Annotated in this window: 14 protein-coding genes; 3 read left to right on the top strand and 11 right to left on the bottom strand. The window is 69.4% G+C overall.

Annotation, left to right across the window (positions count from 1 at the left end; genetic code table 11):
- Positions 1-33: 33 nt before the first annotated feature.
- From VGT00_08040 to VGT00_08020, 5 genes are all read right to left on the bottom strand, one after another.
- Positions 34-1,197: a SpoIIE family protein phosphatase gene (locus VGT00_08040; GenBank protein HEV8531351.1), complete on the bottom strand. Its 1,164-nt coding sequence runs from the start codon at positions 1,195-1,197 to the stop codon at positions 34-36.
- A complete protein-coding gene (locus VGT00_08035) occupies positions 1,194-5,807 on the bottom strand; it encodes a GAF domain-containing protein (protein HEV8531350.1) in 4,614 nt (1,537 codons plus the stop codon). The genes VGT00_08040 and VGT00_08035 overlap by 4 nt, the downstream gene beginning before the upstream one ends.
- A 136-nt stretch (positions 5,808-5,943) precedes the next feature.
- The gene (locus VGT00_08030) at positions 5,944-6,801 is read right to left on the bottom strand and encodes a Cof-type HAD-IIB family hydrolase (protein ID HEV8531349.1); all 858 of its coding nucleotides are present in this window, start codon (positions 6,799-6,801) and stop codon (positions 5,944-5,946) included.
- Positions 6,759-7,010 (bottom strand): hypothetical protein, encoded by a 252-nt coding sequence (locus VGT00_08025; GenBank protein HEV8531348.1) that lies wholly within the window; start codon positions 7,008-7,010, stop codon positions 6,759-6,761. The genes VGT00_08030 and VGT00_08025 overlap by 43 nt, the downstream gene beginning before the upstream one ends.
- A gap of 3 nt (positions 7,011-7,013) precedes the next feature.
- Complete coding sequence (locus VGT00_08020) at positions 7,014-7,220, bottom strand: hypothetical protein (GenBank protein ID HEV8531347.1); 207 nt, start codon at positions 7,218-7,220, stop codon at positions 7,014-7,016.
- Positions 7,221-7,294: 74 nt separating this feature from the next.
- Here VGT00_08020 and VGT00_08015 point away from each other — a divergent pair, with 74 nt between their 5' ends.
- Together VGT00_08015 and VGT00_08010 are read left to right on the top strand one after the other, a co-directional pair.
- The gene (locus tag VGT00_08015; GenBank protein ID HEV8531346.1) at positions 7,295-7,837 is read left to right on the top strand and encodes an NUDIX hydrolase; all 543 of its coding nucleotides are present in this window, start codon (positions 7,295-7,297) and stop codon (positions 7,835-7,837) included.
- 37 nt (positions 7,838-7,874) lie between these two features.
- Positions 7,875-8,798 (top strand): hypothetical protein, encoded by a 924-nt coding sequence (locus VGT00_08010; GenBank protein ID HEV8531345.1) that lies wholly within the window; start codon positions 7,875-7,877, stop codon positions 8,796-8,798.
- A 144-nt stretch (positions 8,799-8,942) separates the two neighbouring features.
- Here VGT00_08010 and VGT00_08005 read toward each other — a convergent pair whose 3' ends face one another.
- The 4 genes from VGT00_08005 to VGT00_07990 form a co-directional block, all read right to left on the bottom strand.
- A complete protein-coding gene (locus tag VGT00_08005; GenBank protein HEV8531344.1) occupies positions 8,943-9,680 on the bottom strand; it encodes an SDR family NAD(P)-dependent oxidoreductase in 738 nt (245 codons plus the stop codon).
- Between the two features lie 36 nt (positions 9,681-9,716).
- Positions 9,717-11,639 carry an ATP-dependent DNA helicase RecQ gene (locus tag VGT00_08000; protein HEV8531343.1) on the bottom strand — a complete coding sequence of 641 codons (1,923 nt, stop codon included), beginning with the start codon at positions 11,637-11,639 and terminating at the stop codon, positions 9,717-9,719.
- Positions 11,640-11,738: 99 nt separating this feature from the next.
- Positions 11,739-12,503 carry an SDR family oxidoreductase gene (locus tag VGT00_07995; protein HEV8531342.1) on the bottom strand — a complete coding sequence of 255 codons (765 nt, stop codon included), beginning with the start codon at positions 12,501-12,503 and terminating at the stop codon, positions 11,739-11,741.
- Between the two features lie 163 nt (positions 12,504-12,666).
- Entirely contained in the window at positions 12,667-13,941 is a 1,275-nt protein-coding gene (locus VGT00_07990) for a glutamine synthetase family protein (protein ID HEV8531341.1), read from the bottom strand.
- A 342-nt stretch (positions 13,942-14,283) separates the two neighbouring features.
- On the opposite strand from VGT00_07990, the gene VGT00_07985 reads away from it, so the two are divergent.
- Positions 14,284-14,862 (top strand): aspartyl protease family protein, encoded by a 579-nt coding sequence (locus VGT00_07985; GenBank protein ID HEV8531340.1) that lies wholly within the window; start codon positions 14,284-14,286, stop codon positions 14,860-14,862.
- Positions 14,863-14,936: 74 nt separating this feature from the next.
- Here the strand turns inward: VGT00_07985 and VGT00_07980 are convergent, their stop codons facing one another.
- Together VGT00_07980 and VGT00_07975 are read right to left on the bottom strand one after the other, a co-directional pair.
- On the bottom strand, positions 14,937-15,131 hold the full coding sequence (locus tag VGT00_07980; GenBank protein ID HEV8531339.1) for a hypothetical protein: 195 nt from the start codon (positions 15,129-15,131) through the stop codon (positions 14,937-14,939).
- 119 nt (positions 15,132-15,250) lie between these two features.
- Positions 15,251-15,529 (bottom strand): OPT/YSL family transporter (locus tag VGT00_07975; protein ID HEV8531338.1); only part of this gene is annotated, 279 nt, incomplete at its 5' end.

The raw sequence follows: 15,529 nt of genomic DNA, 5'->3' as shown, positions 1-15,529 counted from the left end.
AGGGCATGCGAACTACTTGAACAGCCTCCTAGTCTAGGGGCGCCTGAGGATGAACGTCGTCATGTCGTCGTGGACCTGGGCCGCCCCGCGCTCGAGCACGTCGGCGGCCAGGGCCTCGGCCTGGCCCTGAGCCGTGAGATCGCGCGAGCGAGCGAGGACCTCGAGGGCCCGCGGCAGCCCTGGACGCTTGCCCTCCTTGTCCGGCGCCTCGATGAGACCGTCGGTGAGGAGGACGACGCTATCGCCCGACTCGAGATCGATCTCGACCTGCTCGAAGTCCGTCTCCTCGAATACACCCAGGATCATGCCGCCCACGCGCACGGGGGCCGGCTTCGCGGTGGCGCGCATGAGGAGCGGCTCCGGGTGACCGCCCGAGGCCAAGGCCACGCGTCCCACCTGACCCGGGAAGAGCACGCCGAGGACGAGGGTGACGAACATGGACGGCGGCATGTCGCGGCACAGGGAGGCGTTGAGCTTGGCCAGGACCTCCGCGGGCTCGCTGAGCCCCCGCGCGATCTCGCGCAACAGGGTGCGGACCATGACCATGAGCAGGGCGGCCGGGATGCCCTTGCCGGAGACGTCGCCCACGGCCACGCCGATCCGCTCGCCCATGGGGAAGATGTCGAAGAAGTCGCCGCCCACCATGGTCGAGGGGCGGAGGAGCGCGCCCACCTCGAGACCGGCCAGCGCGGACGGCACGGCAGGTTGCAGGCGCTGCTGGATGTCGCGCGCGGCCTCGAGATCGCGGGTGAGCTGCGCCACCCCTTCTCGATTGAACCAGTCGCCCAGCACGCCCATGAGGGGGCCGGTCAGGCGCGCCAGAGCCGTGCGCTTCAGCAGCGACTGCACGCGCGCCAGCATCTCCGACGGCTCGAACGGCTTGGCGACATAGTCGTCGGCGCCGCGATCGAAGCCCTGGATCTTGTCCGCGAGCTGGGTCTTGGCCGTCAGCATGATGACAGGCAGCTGCGCGGTGGGCCCGTGCTCGCGGATACGCTTGAGGGTCTCGAGGCCGTCGGCGCGCGGCATCATCACGTCCAGGATCACCAGGTCGGGCGGCTGGCGTCTGATCTGGTCGATGGCCTCGACGCCATCACCGGCCGTCTCGACCTCGAAGCCGGCGCGGCGCAGGGTCACCGAGAGGATGGTGCTGATGTCCGCTTCGTCGTCCACCACGAGGATGCGCGAAGAGGTCATCGGCCGACGCTCCGATCCACACGAAGGTTGGCGCGGATCGCCGCCAGGAGATCCGCGGAGGAAAACGGCTTGGCGAGGTGGACGGTGGGACCCAAGGCGCGCGTGTCGTCGTCGCCCAGCTCGATGGCGGACAGGATGACCACGGGCGTCTCCCGCGTGCGCTCGTTCTCGCGCAGGAGGCGGATGGCCTCGAAGCCGTCGAGGTCCGGGAGCATCAGGTCCATGGTCACGAGGTCGGGCAGCCGCTCGCGCGCGATCTCGACTGCCTCCAGGGCACGGCCCGCCTCGAGCACGCGAAATCCCTCCAGCTCGAGCTGGTCCCGCAAGAGCATCCGGATGTCGGGCTCGTCGTCCACCACCAGGATGAGCGGACCGCTCGGCACGCTGGATTCCCGGTCGACGGGCCGCGGCGCCTCCACGACCGGGAGGGGCAGCTTGACGATGAAGGTCGCCCCCTGGCCGAGCTGGCTCTCCACCCCGATCGAGCCTCCGTGCTCCTCGACAATCCCCCGGCAGATGGCCAGGCCCAGCCCCGTGCCCCCGACCGAGCGGACATTGCTACCGTCCAGCTGCTGGAACTTCTTGAAGAGCTTGCCCATGTCATCGGCGGCGATGCCACGGCCCTGGTCGCGCACGCGCAGCTCGGCCTTTCGGCCCGTGGGCTTCACCGTCACGCTCACGCTGCCGCCCGGGGGCGAGAACTTGATGGCGTTGGACAGGAGATTGGTGACGACCTGCACCATGCGATCGACATCCACCTTGAGGGGCGGCAGCCCCGCATCCGTGTCGACGGTGATGGTGATGCCGCGCGACTCCGCGAAGGCCGCGATGCCGTCCACGGCCACCGACACGAACTCGTCCACCTGGTGGGGCCCCAGGTCGAGCTGGATGTGGCCCGCCTCGATCTTGGAGATGTCGAGGATATTGGTGATGAGCCGGATGAGGCGGTCGGTGTTCTTGACGGAGATGTCGATCAGCTGGCGCTGGGTATGGTCGAGGGTGAGGGCGGGATCCGACAGGAGCAGGTGGAGCGAGCCCTTGATGGACGTCAGCGGCGTGCGGAGCTCGTGCGACACGGTGGAGACGAACTCGGTCTTCATCCGGTCGATCTCGCGCTGCCGCGTGACGTCGTTGAACGTGATGGTGACGCCCACGGCTCCGCCGAGCAGATCGCGCATGGGCGCCGCGCGCCATCCCAGCGTGCGCGGCTCCGGCATGCGCACCTCGAGATCGCCGAGGGCAGCCTCGGGCCGGCCGCCCGTGATCACGGTCTCCAGGGCCCGCCCGCCCGCCGCCTCCCAGGCCACGGCCGGCCCCAGCGCGTCCACGAGGCGATGGAAGGGGCGCCCGATGACTTCCTCGGGGGAGATGCCCAGGAGGTCACCGCCCTGGCGGTTGAAGGCGACGATGCGACCGGAAAGATCGGCCACGAGAAAGCCGTCGGTGGTCGAGGCGAAGACCTGTTCGAGCTGCGTCTTCTTGTTCTCCGCCTCCTCGAACAGCGCGGCATTGTCGAGGGCCATGGCGAGCTGGTCGGCATAGGCGGCGAGCAGCCGGGTCTCCGCCTCGTAGAGCGAGCGCGGCCCCGCGAAGACGAGGACGAGACCTCCCAGCACCCGGCTCCGGCCGCGCACCGGGAAGGCGGCCAGACCGCGCGGACCACGCTCGAGGAGACCTTCGGGGAGCAGCTCCGGACGTGCCGTCACGTCCGGTACGAGGAGCGGCGCCTCCCGCCGTCGCAGCGGCTCGGCGAGCGCGCGCACGGCGTCCTCGGGCAAGGTGCCCCAGCGAATGACCTTGGCCTGCCCGGAGCCCGTGTCGCCGAAAAGCATGACGGCGGCGCCCACCGCGTTGAAGGTCTGCCCGAGGCTGGCCAGCGCGTCGGGAAGCAGACGCCGGGCGTCGAGCGTGCGATGCAGCGTGCGGGCCGCGTCGTTCAGGAGGGCCGCCCCGGCGAGATTGTATTGGGTCACCGTGTAGAGCCGCGCATTCTCGATGGCCACCGCGGCCTGGGCGGCCATGGTCGAGAGCACGTGCACGTCCTGTTCGGAGAAGAGGCGCGGCTCCCGCGAGGCGCCCATGAGCACGCCGAACACCTCGTCGCGGATGACGATGGGCGCCGCGATGAAAGCGCGCGGGGCGCCCTCGACGGCCAGGGCCGCGCGGGTCGCCTGGGAATAGCCGAGGGAAGGGTCGGCGTGCGCGTCCGCCGTCCAGGAGGGCTTGCGCTCCGCGTAGGCGCGGCCACTCACCCCTTCCCCGGCGCGCAGCACGATGGCGCGCGTCATGGCCTCGGGCACATGGCGGCCGCGGACGAAGACGAGGCCGTTTCGCGCCGCGTCCCAGCGGTAGAAGCCCGAGGCGTCGCACTCGAGGACCCCGAGCGTGCTCTCCGTGATGATGTCGAGCACCTGCTCGAGATCGAGGGTGGAGGACAGCCGACGGGTGACATCGAGGAGCAGGGTGGCGTCCCGCTCGCGGCGCTGGGTCTCCGCCCAGAGGCGGGCGTTGGAGACCAGGCTCTGGAGCTGCTGGCAGAAGAGCTCGAGCTGGGCGACGCCTCGCCGCATGATGGGCCGACGGCTGCCCTTGTTGTCCACGAGCACGACGCCGATCGAGCGCTCCTGGAAGCGCAGGGGCACCGCGGCGAAGCGTCGCAGCCTCAGGAGCGGGTGCTCCCGCAGGTCCAGGTGCAGCGGAGGCAGCGCCTCGAGATCGGCATCCGTCAGCACCATGACCGTCTCGCCCGAGGTCCAGGCTCGCTCGAGGGCGCCGCTGCCCGCGATGGGCAGCACCCGGCGGCCCGCCGCCTCGGGATCGCTGCTCGCGGCGACGACGAAGGTGTGCTCATCAGGGTCGGCGAGGAGCACGCTGATCCGGTCGAAGTTCAGCGCCTCGCGCGCGCCGTGGACAAAGGTGTCGACGCGCTGCTGGACATCCATGGAGCGCATCATGCCCACGGTCAGGGTGTAGAGCTCCTCGCTCACCCGCCGGCGGTCCTGGATGTCCTGGAAGAGCCGGGCCTTGGTCAGGGCCACCGCGGCGTGCTCGGCAAAGGCCTCCATGACCTTGGTCTCGCTCGAGGTGAAGGTGCGGCGCGTGGCGCTCATGAGGCAGACGACGCCGACGGCCTGCCCCGCGACGAGGAGGGGCAGGGTGGCGGCCGAGACCATCCCCGCCTTGACGAAGGCCGGAGCCAGCGACGGGTCCGGCCTCGTGGCGAGACGGGCGGGCAGATCGTCCACGAAGATCGAGCGGCCGCGGGCCGCCACCTCGCCGACCACGCCCTCGCCGAGTGCGAGCTCGAGAGGCCCACGGCGCGGGCCGGACGGCTCCTCTCCGGATTCGGCGCGCAGGCGCAAGCGCTCGCCCTCGAGCGTCCAGAGCTGGCAGGCGCCGCCGGGGAAGAGGGTGAGGGCCGCGTCCACCACGGCGGGCAGGATGGTCTCGGGATCGAGCGAGGCGGTCAGGGTGCGGCTCAGGCCCGTCAAGGTCTCCAGCCGGTTGGCGTAGAGAGCAGACTCCGCGTACAGGCGCATATTGCGCACGGCGACCGCGGCCTGCGCCACGAAGCTCTCCAGGAGCTCGCGCTCGTCGGGTCCCAGATGGAGGGGGGCCCGACCGCAGATCGCGAGCACGGCGAGGAGCGAGCCCTCGAGCATGACGGGCACGCCGAGGAAGCTCCTGAACCCGCGCGCGGCCCACCAGTCGCGGAAGACGAAGCGCTCGTCCCGCGTCACATCGGGCACGTCCAGGTTCTGGCGACGCTCGGCGACCCAGCCTAGGGCGCCCTCGCCGTAGGCGACGGGCGCGTCGGGCAGCCCCACGGCCAGTGTCTCGTCCGAGACCGCGCGTCGCGTGACCGTATGCGTCACCTCGTCGGCGACCCAGAAGGAGACGAAGGGCGCGCCCATCATCTCGGCGGCGGCGCGGGCGATGGTGCCCAGGACCTCGCGCTCGTCGAGCGAGGACGAGACGACCTGGTTGACGCGGGACAGGGCCCGCAACCGCATGGCGCGCCCCTCGAGGGCGTCCCGCAGCCGCGCGTGGTTCAGGAGGATCCCCGCTTGCTCGCCGATGACCTGGAGCGGAGCCAGCTCCGCCGCGTCGAAGCGCCGGCGCTGCTCCCACCAGATCAGATGGAAGGCGCCGGAGATCTTCCCGTCGAGGACGATGGGGATGACCAGGCCGGCCTGGTGGGGGAAGCGCTTGAAGGGCTGCACGGCGAAGCGCGGATCGCCCGCGACATCGTCCGACCAGACGATGTGCCCGTGGCTGAAGAGCCCCTCGGCGACGGCGGGCACGTCGAGCGAGAGCGCCGTCGTGCTGAGGGCCTCCACGGCCTGCTTGGGCACTCCATGAGCGGCAATGGGCCGGAGCAGGCTCGTGCGGCCATCGTGGAGATAGGCCGACACCGTCTCGGCTCCCGTGAGCCGCCCGAGCTCCCGGCAGATGAGCCGGAGAGCCTCGGGCAGATCAGTCGTGGTGCTTACCACGCGGGCGACGGCCAGGAGTCCCGTGGTCTCGCGCCGCCGGGCCTCGAGGACTTCGCTCGCCGCGGGCGGCTCCGCCGCCGGTCGGGCGATAGGAGTGGGGGTCTCGTCGCTCATCGTGAGTCTCGGTCAGTATAACCGGACGAATCCCTGGAGACCGTCAGGGATTCCCCGATTCAGCGGGAGGCTAACTCCGCGAAGGATTTGACGAGAGCCGAGGCGCCCCGGACCAACCCGGCCGGAGGTCGCCAGATCAGCTGAAGTATTCGGGCAGGATCTCTCGGAACAGAGCGAGGAGCCCGCCCTTGTCCGGCGTTGGCGCCACCCGCCCGGCCTTGGCCCGCACGGCCTCGGGCGCCTGCGGCATGGCGACGCCAAGACCCGCCGCCAGGATCATCTCCAGATCGTTTTCCTGATCGCCCACCGCGACGATGTCCTCGAGGGGCATGCCGAGGTGATCGGCCACCACGCGGAGGGCCGCGCCCTTGGAGGCCGTGGGCGGAATCATCTCGAGGTAGTCTCGCCGGGTCATGACGAGCCGCGCCTCCTTGCCCACGGCCCGCGTCAGATCGTCACGGACGATGGGAAGCGTCTCGGGATGACCGATGAACAGGGACTTGACGAACCCGCCCATGCTGAGGAAATCGGCCGGCTGGTCGATGACCTCCAGCGGCACCGCCTGCTCCTCTGAGTAGAGGCGGGCCGCCCAGCTCTCGTCGAGACAGTAAAGCTGATCGTCTCGATAGAAGAGGGGGTTGACGGGCGCGTGAGCGAAGATCTCGTGGGCCCGCCAGATGAGCCCGCGCGGAAGGGTCAGGCGCATCAGGTCGCGCCCGTCCTCGGAATCGCGCACAAGGGCGCCGTTGTAGAAGACCCCGGGTCCGGCCGCGTCGAGCTCCGCGATGTACCGCTCGGCCCCGGGGGGCATGCGGCCCGTGGCCACGCAAAAGATGAGCCCGCGCGAGACGGCCCGGCGGCAGCCCGCGACGAGATCCGGATCGAGGTCGGGCGGGTCGAGGAGCAAGGTGCCGTCGAGGTCGCAGACGAGCACGCGGTACGGCACGCGAGTCAGGAAACCGGGCGGTCGCCTCGCGCGAAGCGCGCGGCGCACTCGACGCTGCAGAAGTGGAGCGCTTCGCCGCCGCTCTCCCGGCGAATCGCCCGCGAGCGCACCACATAGGTGCCGCAGAACGGATCCTTCACGAGCGGATCGGGCCGCTCGGTCTCGGCCCCGCCCAGCCGGAGCCGCCATCCACGCAGCATCGGGGAGATGAACACGAAGGCGATGACCAGGACAGCCAGCAGGAGCACCGCGCGCATGGCCTAGCCCCGATCGGGTCGGATACCGAGTGAGCGGAGGAAGTCGCGGTCCCGCTCGGTCAGCTCGAGCTCCGAGACCGGCGCGCCGCCCCGGGGACGCGAGAAAAGGATGCCCGTTTCCGCCCCGCGCTTGAGGATCTCGGCCACGGCATCGCGCGCGGCCTGGGTCGCTTCCAGTGACACCTCCACCGCGCGTACCAGCTTGCCCATCAGGCGCTCCACATGCGAGTCGGAGGACATGTCCCGGAGGATAGCACAAGTATAATGTCGGGCCAGGGCTTCGCATGGACCGCACCTGGCACTTCCTCGGCTCCTCCACGCTGCAGCATCTTGGAAAGCTCACATTGCGTGAGGACGCCTGGCGGCTGCCCAACGGCACGGAGCGGCGCTACCCGGTGCTGCACGTGGGCCTGACCGTGGGGGTAGTGCCCTTCGTCGACCGCGATCACGTCCTCCTCATCCGTCAGTTCCGCCATCTCGCCCGCGAGGCCTCGTGGGAGCTGCCGGGCGGCGGCGGACAGCTCGGTGAATCGCCCGAGGCCGCGGCGCAGCGCGAGCTGCGTGAGGAGGGCGGCCATCGCGCCGGTCGTCTGACCTTCCTCACCCGCTTCTACCCGTCCAACGCCTACCTGGACGAGACGGCGCATTGCTTCCTGGGCCTGGACCTCACCCCCGATCCCCTCGCCGCCGATGACGACGAGTTCTTCGAGCGCCGGGTGGTCCCGTTTCGGGAGGCGGTGGCCATGGCCCTGGATGATCGCATCACGGAGTCGGTGTCCAAGGTCGCCCTCCTGGCCGCCGCTCTGCGGCCGGAGCTCTTGCCGTAATTGCCCCGGGGGCCTCCACGATGCTAGGCTCACCGGAATGATCTTGCTCCGTCGCTCCGCTCTCCTCTGGATCGCGGCCTTGCTTGTCCTTGGATTGGCCGATCTGGATGTCACGGGCAAGGCCCAGGCTCAAGACAAGAGTCGGGCACGGCAGAAAACCCCGCCCGTGCTGCCGGACGACAGGAGCGCTCGCGTCGACGAGGCCCTGCGCATCTCCGGCATACGCAGCCACCTGGCCCTTGTCCGCGCGCGGATGAAGCAGATCCTCGACGATGACGGGCGCATCGACTATGACGCGCGCCGGTGGCTCACCCACACCCTGGACGCCGCCTTCTCACCCGAAGCCTATGCCAGGCCCATCCGGGAGGCCCTCCTCGAAGGCTATGATGGCGATGCCCTCACGCGCGTCCTGATCTGGTATCGCTCCGCCACGGGCCGGAAGATGACACGGCTCGAGCAGGCGGCCACGGAGCCGGGGATAGCGCCGGCGCGGAAAATCTACCTGGCCAGCCTCGAGAACAAGCAGCCGTCCGACTATCGCCTCGTGCTCATCTTCAGCCTCGACGAGGCCTCTCGCGCCTCCGAGGGAACCTTTGCCGCCGAGAAAGCGGCCGTCACTGGCTGGAATCGAGGCATCGAGCAGATCCTCTCCGGACCGGAGCGCCAGGAGGTAGCGCAAACGCAGGTCGCCCTCGACGTCTTTCGCGCGCAGATCCGGGACATGGTCAGCGACGACGTCCTGCGCGAGATGCTGTACACGTATCGCGAGGCCACCGATATCGAGCTGCGTGCCTATGTCGAGTTCCTGGAGTCCGACGCGGGCAAGTGGTTCTTCAAGACGGTCTACCAGGGGCAGCAGGCGCTCGTGGAGAAGGCTATAGACAAGGTCGCCGATGACTTCGTCGCCACGGTCCTGACCAAGAGAATCACGCGTCCACCTGCCCCTCCCATCCGCAGATAGCTTCGGCTCCAAGCCCGCAGGCGGCTCAAAAAGGTCGAGATGCGAGGCGGCGAGCGCCGCGGCCCCCGAGGCGTACTCTCTGTACGTTGAGGGGCGCCGCGGCGCTCGCCAACGAAGCAGATCGGCCTCTTTCAGCCGCCTGCGCTAGTAGGTGGCGCGGCCTCCGGATAGGTCGTGCACCGCGCCCGTCGTGAACGAGCATTCGTCCGAGGCCAGCCAGGCCACCAGCGCCGCCACCTCGTCCGGACGGCCCACGCGCCCCATGGGAATCTTGGAGACGAGCACATCCACCGTGCTCTTCTCCATCTGCTGGAGCAGCTCGGTGCCGATCACGGCGGGGGCCACCGCGTGCACGAGGATCCCTCGGGTGCACACTTCTTTGGCGAGCGCCTTCGTCAGGCCGATGACGCCGGCCTTGGCCGTGGAGTAGGGCACCAGGGTCGGGTTGCCCTCCTTGCCGGCGATGGACGCGATATTGATGATGCGGCCGGCGCCCTGGCCGAGCATGACCTTGACCGCGGCCCGGCAGCACAGGAAGACGCTCGTGAGGTCGACGTCGATCACGCGCCGCCAGTCCTCGTCGGACAGCTCCCAGATGGGAAACGAGCGACCCGTGATGCCGGCGTTGTTGACGAGAATGTCCAGCCGGCCCCACTGCTCGACGACCCGGCTCACGGCGGATTCGACCTCCGCGGTCTTGGTCACGTCGGCGGCAATGGCCATTGTCCCCGCCCCGATCTTGCTCGCGGCTGCTCGCCCCGCCTCGGCATCCAGGTCCAGGACGGCCACGCGCGCGCCGTCGGCGGCCAGCCGCGAGGCGATGCTGAGCCCAATGCCTCGGGCGGCCCCCGTGACGAGCGCGGTCTTCTTGTCGAGGGACATCTCAGCCTCCCGTGACCGCGGGACGGCCCATGGCGCTCATGGCCGGGCCGCCTCGGTGACCACGCGCAGCACGGCCAGGCCGTAGCGATCGGCCTTGTGCCGCCCTATGCCATAGGCCATGGCCAGCTCATCGAGCGTCCGCGGGCGCAGCCGCGCGATGTCTCTCAGCGTGCGGTCGGAGGCGACCATGAAGGGCGCCATGGCCTCCTCGCGCGCGACGGCCAGCCGCCAGGCGCGAAGCGCCTCGAAGAGGGCCTGGCCCTGGGTATCGAGCTCGTCGTCCTGAGCGGCGCGACGCTTCGGGCGCGGGGCGGCGGCCACCCGCGCGGCGTCGGCGACGGCAGGAAGCAGGAGCCGCGCGGGCCGCGCGCCCTTCATCACCGCGCGGCCCTCCTCCGTGAGGGTGACCACGGGCCGCTCCGCCCCCGTGAAGCTGACCCAGCCCGCGGTGACGCAGCGGCGGAGCAGCCGGATGAGCCACTCGCGCGAGTGCTCGCGGAGATTGCCGAAGGTGGGGGTGGCCGCGAGACCGCTTCGGGCGAGCCGCTCGTCTGCGTCCCCGTGGATGAGGGCCACCGCCGTCTGAAGGCCGAAGCGGTCGTGCACGCGGGCCACCCCGGAGAGCGCCTTGCGCACGATGAGGGTGACCGCGTCGGCGTCGTGCGCGTCTCCAGGATCCACGAGAGCGCGGCAGACGTCGCAGCGGCCGCAGCCGTCAAGCGTCTCGGCCTCGTCGCCGAAATAGCGCAGGATGGCGTCGTGCCGGCAGCTGCCGCCCTCGGCCCATCGCATGAGCTCGAGGAAGAGCCCCCACTTGTGCTCGACCACGGCCGGCTCGGGGGTGACGCCGTCGCCCCCGCGTTCGATGAGGGCGCGGCGCAACGGCAGGTCGCGCGACGAGATGCACAGCAGGCCGAGGGCGGGGGCGCCATCACGTCCGGCGCGCCCGACCTCCTGGTAGTACGCCTCCAGCGAGCCCGGCGGACCCAGGTGAAGGACGGCCCGCACATCTGCCCTGTCTATGCCCATGCCGAAGGCATTGGTGGCCACGATGACTTCGGCCCGGCCTTCGAGAAAGTCGCGCTGCGCCCCATCGCGCTCCCCGGGCGAGAGCCCCGCGTGGTACACGCGCGCGCGCCAGCCCAGCCCGGCGAGCCGAGCGCCTTCCTCCTCGGCGGAGCGTCGGGTGGGCGCGTAGACGATGGCGGCGCCGCGTCCCTCGCCCGGACGCCCGAGCGCCTCGGCCAGGGCCGCCTCCACGCGCTCGGCGCGGTCGCGGCGGCCCTCCACTTCCACCGCGCGCAATGACAGATTGGGCCGGGCGAAGCCCCGGACGAGCTGCGGCGTGTCGGCGGGCAGCCCGAGTCGCGCCAGGATCTCGTCGCGGACTACGGGGGTGGCGGTGGCCGTGCACGCGAGCACCCGGGCCCCGGAGAGCTCGGCGAGGAGGGCGCCGATCTCGAGGTATTCCGGCCTGAAGTCGTGTCCCCACTCGCTGATGCAGTGGGCCTCGTCCACGGCCACGAGCGGGCAGTGGAGATCCGCGATCACGCTCTTGAAGCCCGGGAAGGTCAGGCGCTCGGGGGCGACGTACAGGAGGCGATAGGCGCCGCGGGCGGCCGCGGCCATCCGCGCGCGCATCTCCCCGCTTTCCACGGTGGAGGCGAGAAACGTCGCGGGCACGCCGCGCGCGTTGAGGGCCTCGACCTGATCCTGCATGAGGGCGATGAGGGGCGAGATGACCAGGGTCGTCCCGCCGAGGAGGAGGGCGGGAAGCTGGTAGATGAGGCTCTTGCCGCCGCCCGTGGGCGCGACGAGAAGGAGGCGGCCCTGGGCGAGCAGCGTCTCGACGGCTTCGCGCTGGCCGGGGCGGAAGGCGGCGTAGCCCAGCCGGGAGAGCCCCGCGTCGAGGTCGAGCCCCGACGGGAGCGCCGGCTGGGCCGCGCCGCGCGCAGTCACCTTACGCGGGCCTTACTTGGGCGACGCCCAGAGCGCGAGGGCCATCAGAGCGAGACATGCTATGCGAGCGTCCGTGTCAGCATGAGAGAGCCTCCAGGGTCATTGGGCCATGAAGCCGCCGTCGACGACCATCTCGGCGCCCGTCATGAAGGCCGACTCGTCCGAGGCCAGGAAGAGCGCAGCATAGGCGATGTCGCGAGGCTGGCCGATGCGGCCCAACGGGATGCCCGTCTTGAACTCGGCTCTGAGCTCGGGCGTGAGGTACGGCGCCTGCAGCGGGGTCTCGACGATGCCCGGGTGGATGATATTGGAGCGGATCTGATCCTTGGCGAACTGGATGGCCAGCGACTTGTTCAGCGAGATCAGCGCGCCCTTGGCCGCCGTGTACGCGTCCTGGGCGCGGGTGAATCCGGCCAGGGCCGAGACCGAACCCACCAGGATGATGGAGCCGCCCCCGGCCTTCTGCAGATGCGGGATGCCGTGCTTGGTCACCCAGAAGACACTCTTGAGATTGATGGCCATGACACGGTCCCACTGCGTGCCGTCGGTCTCGAGCACCGAGCGGTCCTTGTCCTTCCACAGGACGCCCGCGTTGTTGTAGAGGACGTGGAGGGCGCCGAAGCGGCGGGCCCCTTCCTCCACCATCCGCTTCACGTCCTCCTCGACGGCAACATCGCCCACCGCGGCGAGACCCTGCCCACCCGTCTTCTCGACGAGCGCCACCGTCTCCTCCGCCGCCGGCTTGTTGATATCGCAGACCACGACGCGCGCGCCTTCCTCGGCGAAGAGGATGGCCGCCTCCCGACCCATCCCCATCCCGGCGCCCGTGATCAGCGCCACCTTGCCCTTGAGCCTTGATCCCATCTGTGCTTTCCCCGTTCCTTTTCTCCCCCTCATTCACTCAGCCTCGCCTCGCCGCTCGAGGCGAGCGTCTCAGCTCTAACAGCGGCCCTCTCCCCCTCCGGGGGGAGGTTTCAAGAAAAGGATCCCTCTCCCCTCTGGGGAGAGGGCAGGGTGAGGGGCGAAGTTAGATTCTCTCGAACAGTCTCGTGAGCTCCCAGTCGGTGACGGCTTGATCGAAGGCCTGCTGCTCGAGACGGCCATGGTGGAGGTAGTGCTTTACCACGGTCTCGCCGAAGGTCTCGCGAGCGACTTTGGAGCGCTCGAGCGCGTCGAGGGCTTCGCGAAGCGTCTTCGGCACCTGGGCCAGCTTCGGGTCCTCGTAGGCATTGCCGTCGTAGAGCTTGGGCGGCTTGAGCTTCTTGTCGATCCCGTGGAGTCCCGCGGCGATGGTGGCCGCGAAGGCGAGGTAGGGATTGGCGTCGGCTCCGGGAATGCGGTTTTCCACCCGGAAGCCGGCGCCCTCGCCACAGAGCCGGAAGCCGCAGGTGCGGTTGTCCCACCCCGCGACGATGCGCGTGGGCGCGAAGGAGCCCGCCTGATAGCGCTTGTAGGCGTTGATGGTCGGCGCGTAGAAGTAGGCGAACTCGCGCGCCATGGCCATCTGCCCCGCCAGCCACTCCTGGAAGAGCGCCGTGCCCTGCCGGCCGCGGCCCGCGAAGAGATTGCGGCGGCCCGTCTTGTCCCACACCGAGGAGTGGAGATGACAGGACGAGCCCGCCGCCCCCATGTCGTATTTCGCCATGAAGGTGATAGAGCTGCCCTGCTGCCAGGCGATCTCTTTGACGCCGTGCTTGTAGAGGACGTGGCGGTCGGCCATCTCGAGCGCCTCGGCGTACCGGAGGTTGATCTCTTCCTGGCCCTTCCCCCACTCGCCCTTGGAGAACTCCACGGGCACGCGTGCCCCCTCCATGCCGTTGCGAATGGCGCGCACGAGCGGCTCTTCCTTGGTCGTCTGGAGGATGTGGTAGTCCTCGAGGTAGCTCGACACGGGCGTCAGGCCCTGGTAGCGCTTGGCCCGCGCCTCGTCGAAGGACTCGCGGAACAGATAGAGCTCGAGCTCGGAGGCCGTCTTGACGGTGAAGCCCCGCCGGGCGGCCCGCGCGAGCTGACGCTTGAGCACCCAGCGGGGCGCCTCCTCGATGGGCTTCCCTTCCTCGGTGTAGACGTCGCAGAAGACGAGGGCCGTCTTGGGCAGCCACGGCAGGAGCCGCCACGTCCCCAAGTCCGGCACCATCTTCATGTCGCCATAGCCACGTTCCCATGACGTCAGGGTGAAGCCCGGGAGCGGCTCCATCTCCATGTCGACGGTGAAGAGATAGATGCAGGCGTGGACGCCGTCCTCCAGCACGTGGTCGAGGAAGTACCGACCGACCACGCGCTTGCCCATGAGCCGTCCCATGCCGTCGGGAAACACCGTGAGCACGGTGTCCACCTCGCCCTTGCGGATGAGCGAGTCGAGCGCTTTGGGATCAGCCTGCTCAGCCAGAGAGCATCTCCTTCACGGGTACGCGTGGAACGCGGCGAGGCATGAGTCGGCCGCGAGGCTGACGAATCTTAGCGGGGATCAGGGCCGGTGGCAATAGTCCGCATCACATCAAAATTTCGGTTACCGAGCAGGAGGTCGTACATCCGAAGTCACGGTTACCCATTCAAGCGGAGGGAGGATTTAGGGACGACCAAGGCGAGGTCACCCTTCAGCGACCAGTTTTGACCCCGGTCGGACGGGTGCCATAATGCAGTTATGCGGCTCTCGCTTGCTGCGATCCTCTGCATGCTCTTGATCCTGCCTGGATCAGCGTTGGCGCAGGTGTATCACTGGGTCGATGATGAGGGCGTTATCCACTACAGCACCGGCATCGAGAGCGTTCCGGCGCCGTACCGCTCGCGGGCCCGCGCGCTCTACGCCTCGCCCCAGCCGGCGGTGCCGGCGATCGAACGCTCGTCGCTCACCACGATCACCTTCACCCCAGGCTCGCCCGTGATCGTGAGCGCCCGCCTCAACGGCCTCGGCCCCATCACGCTCGTGCTCGACACCGGCGCGGACCGCACGCTGGTCTCGCCCGGCGCGCTGTCCAGGCTTGGCATTCCCGTGGTGGCATCCGGTCGCGCCGAGGTGCGCGGTGTCACCGGGGCGGGCCCGGCCGACGTCGTCTGGATAACCTCGCTGGAGGTTGGCGGGGCCAAAGCCGGGCCGCTCGCCATCGTTGCGTATGACGGCAACCTGCGTCAGGCCGACGGTCTGCTCGGTCGGGATTTCCTCGATCAGTTCACCGTGACGATCGACGCCCAAACCGGGAGGGTCACACTCGCGCCGCACTGATGGTCAGACAAGCAGAGGCCCCGAAGCGCATGCGCACGCTCGGGGCCTCGTCCCTGGCTCAGCCTCGCCGGACGCTACCCGCGGCGCCAGCCTCCATGCCATCCGCCATGCCACCCCCACCACGGGCGATAGACGGGGGCGACCACCACGGGAGCCGGCGCCACGTATACGCCTCCGACCGGCGGGCCCGCGTATGGATACGGATCGGCGTACACGGCACAACCGCCCAGCAGGAGCGCTGCGAGGGCGAATCCGATCATCCGTCTCATGGCTGCTTCCTCCTCTTTCGACCTCTCGACTTCCTACCTCTTTGGACGGATCGGAGGGGGAGTCGTTTACCGCGCGGGATGAGAGGACCATGAGAGGCGGATGAAACAGCAGGGATGGGTCAATAACCGAGGAGCTTGCGCGCGAGAGCGGGCCCGTTTTCCCACATGACGAGTCCGACGCCCATCAGGCTTTCGCCGGCTATCCAGCCTGAAGCCACGGGGAAGGTAAACTCTTCCGACAATTTCGGGTGCTTCTTCTGCACCCACCATCCGAGGGCGGCCCCGATGAAGAAGAGCAGGCCGTAGTACCAGTGAAAGGTCCAGGCGAGACCCAGGCCGGCGGGAGACGGGATGAGATGCTCCCGTGCCGGAAAGATCCTCGGGAGCAGGGTGAGGAC

The sequence above is a fragment of the Candidatus Methylomirabilota bacterium genome (genome assembly GCA_036002485.1).
GTDB lineage: Bacteria > Methylomirabilota > Methylomirabilia > Rokubacteriales > CSP1-6 > AR37.
This window is presented reverse-complemented; position numbering and strand designations above follow the sequence as displayed.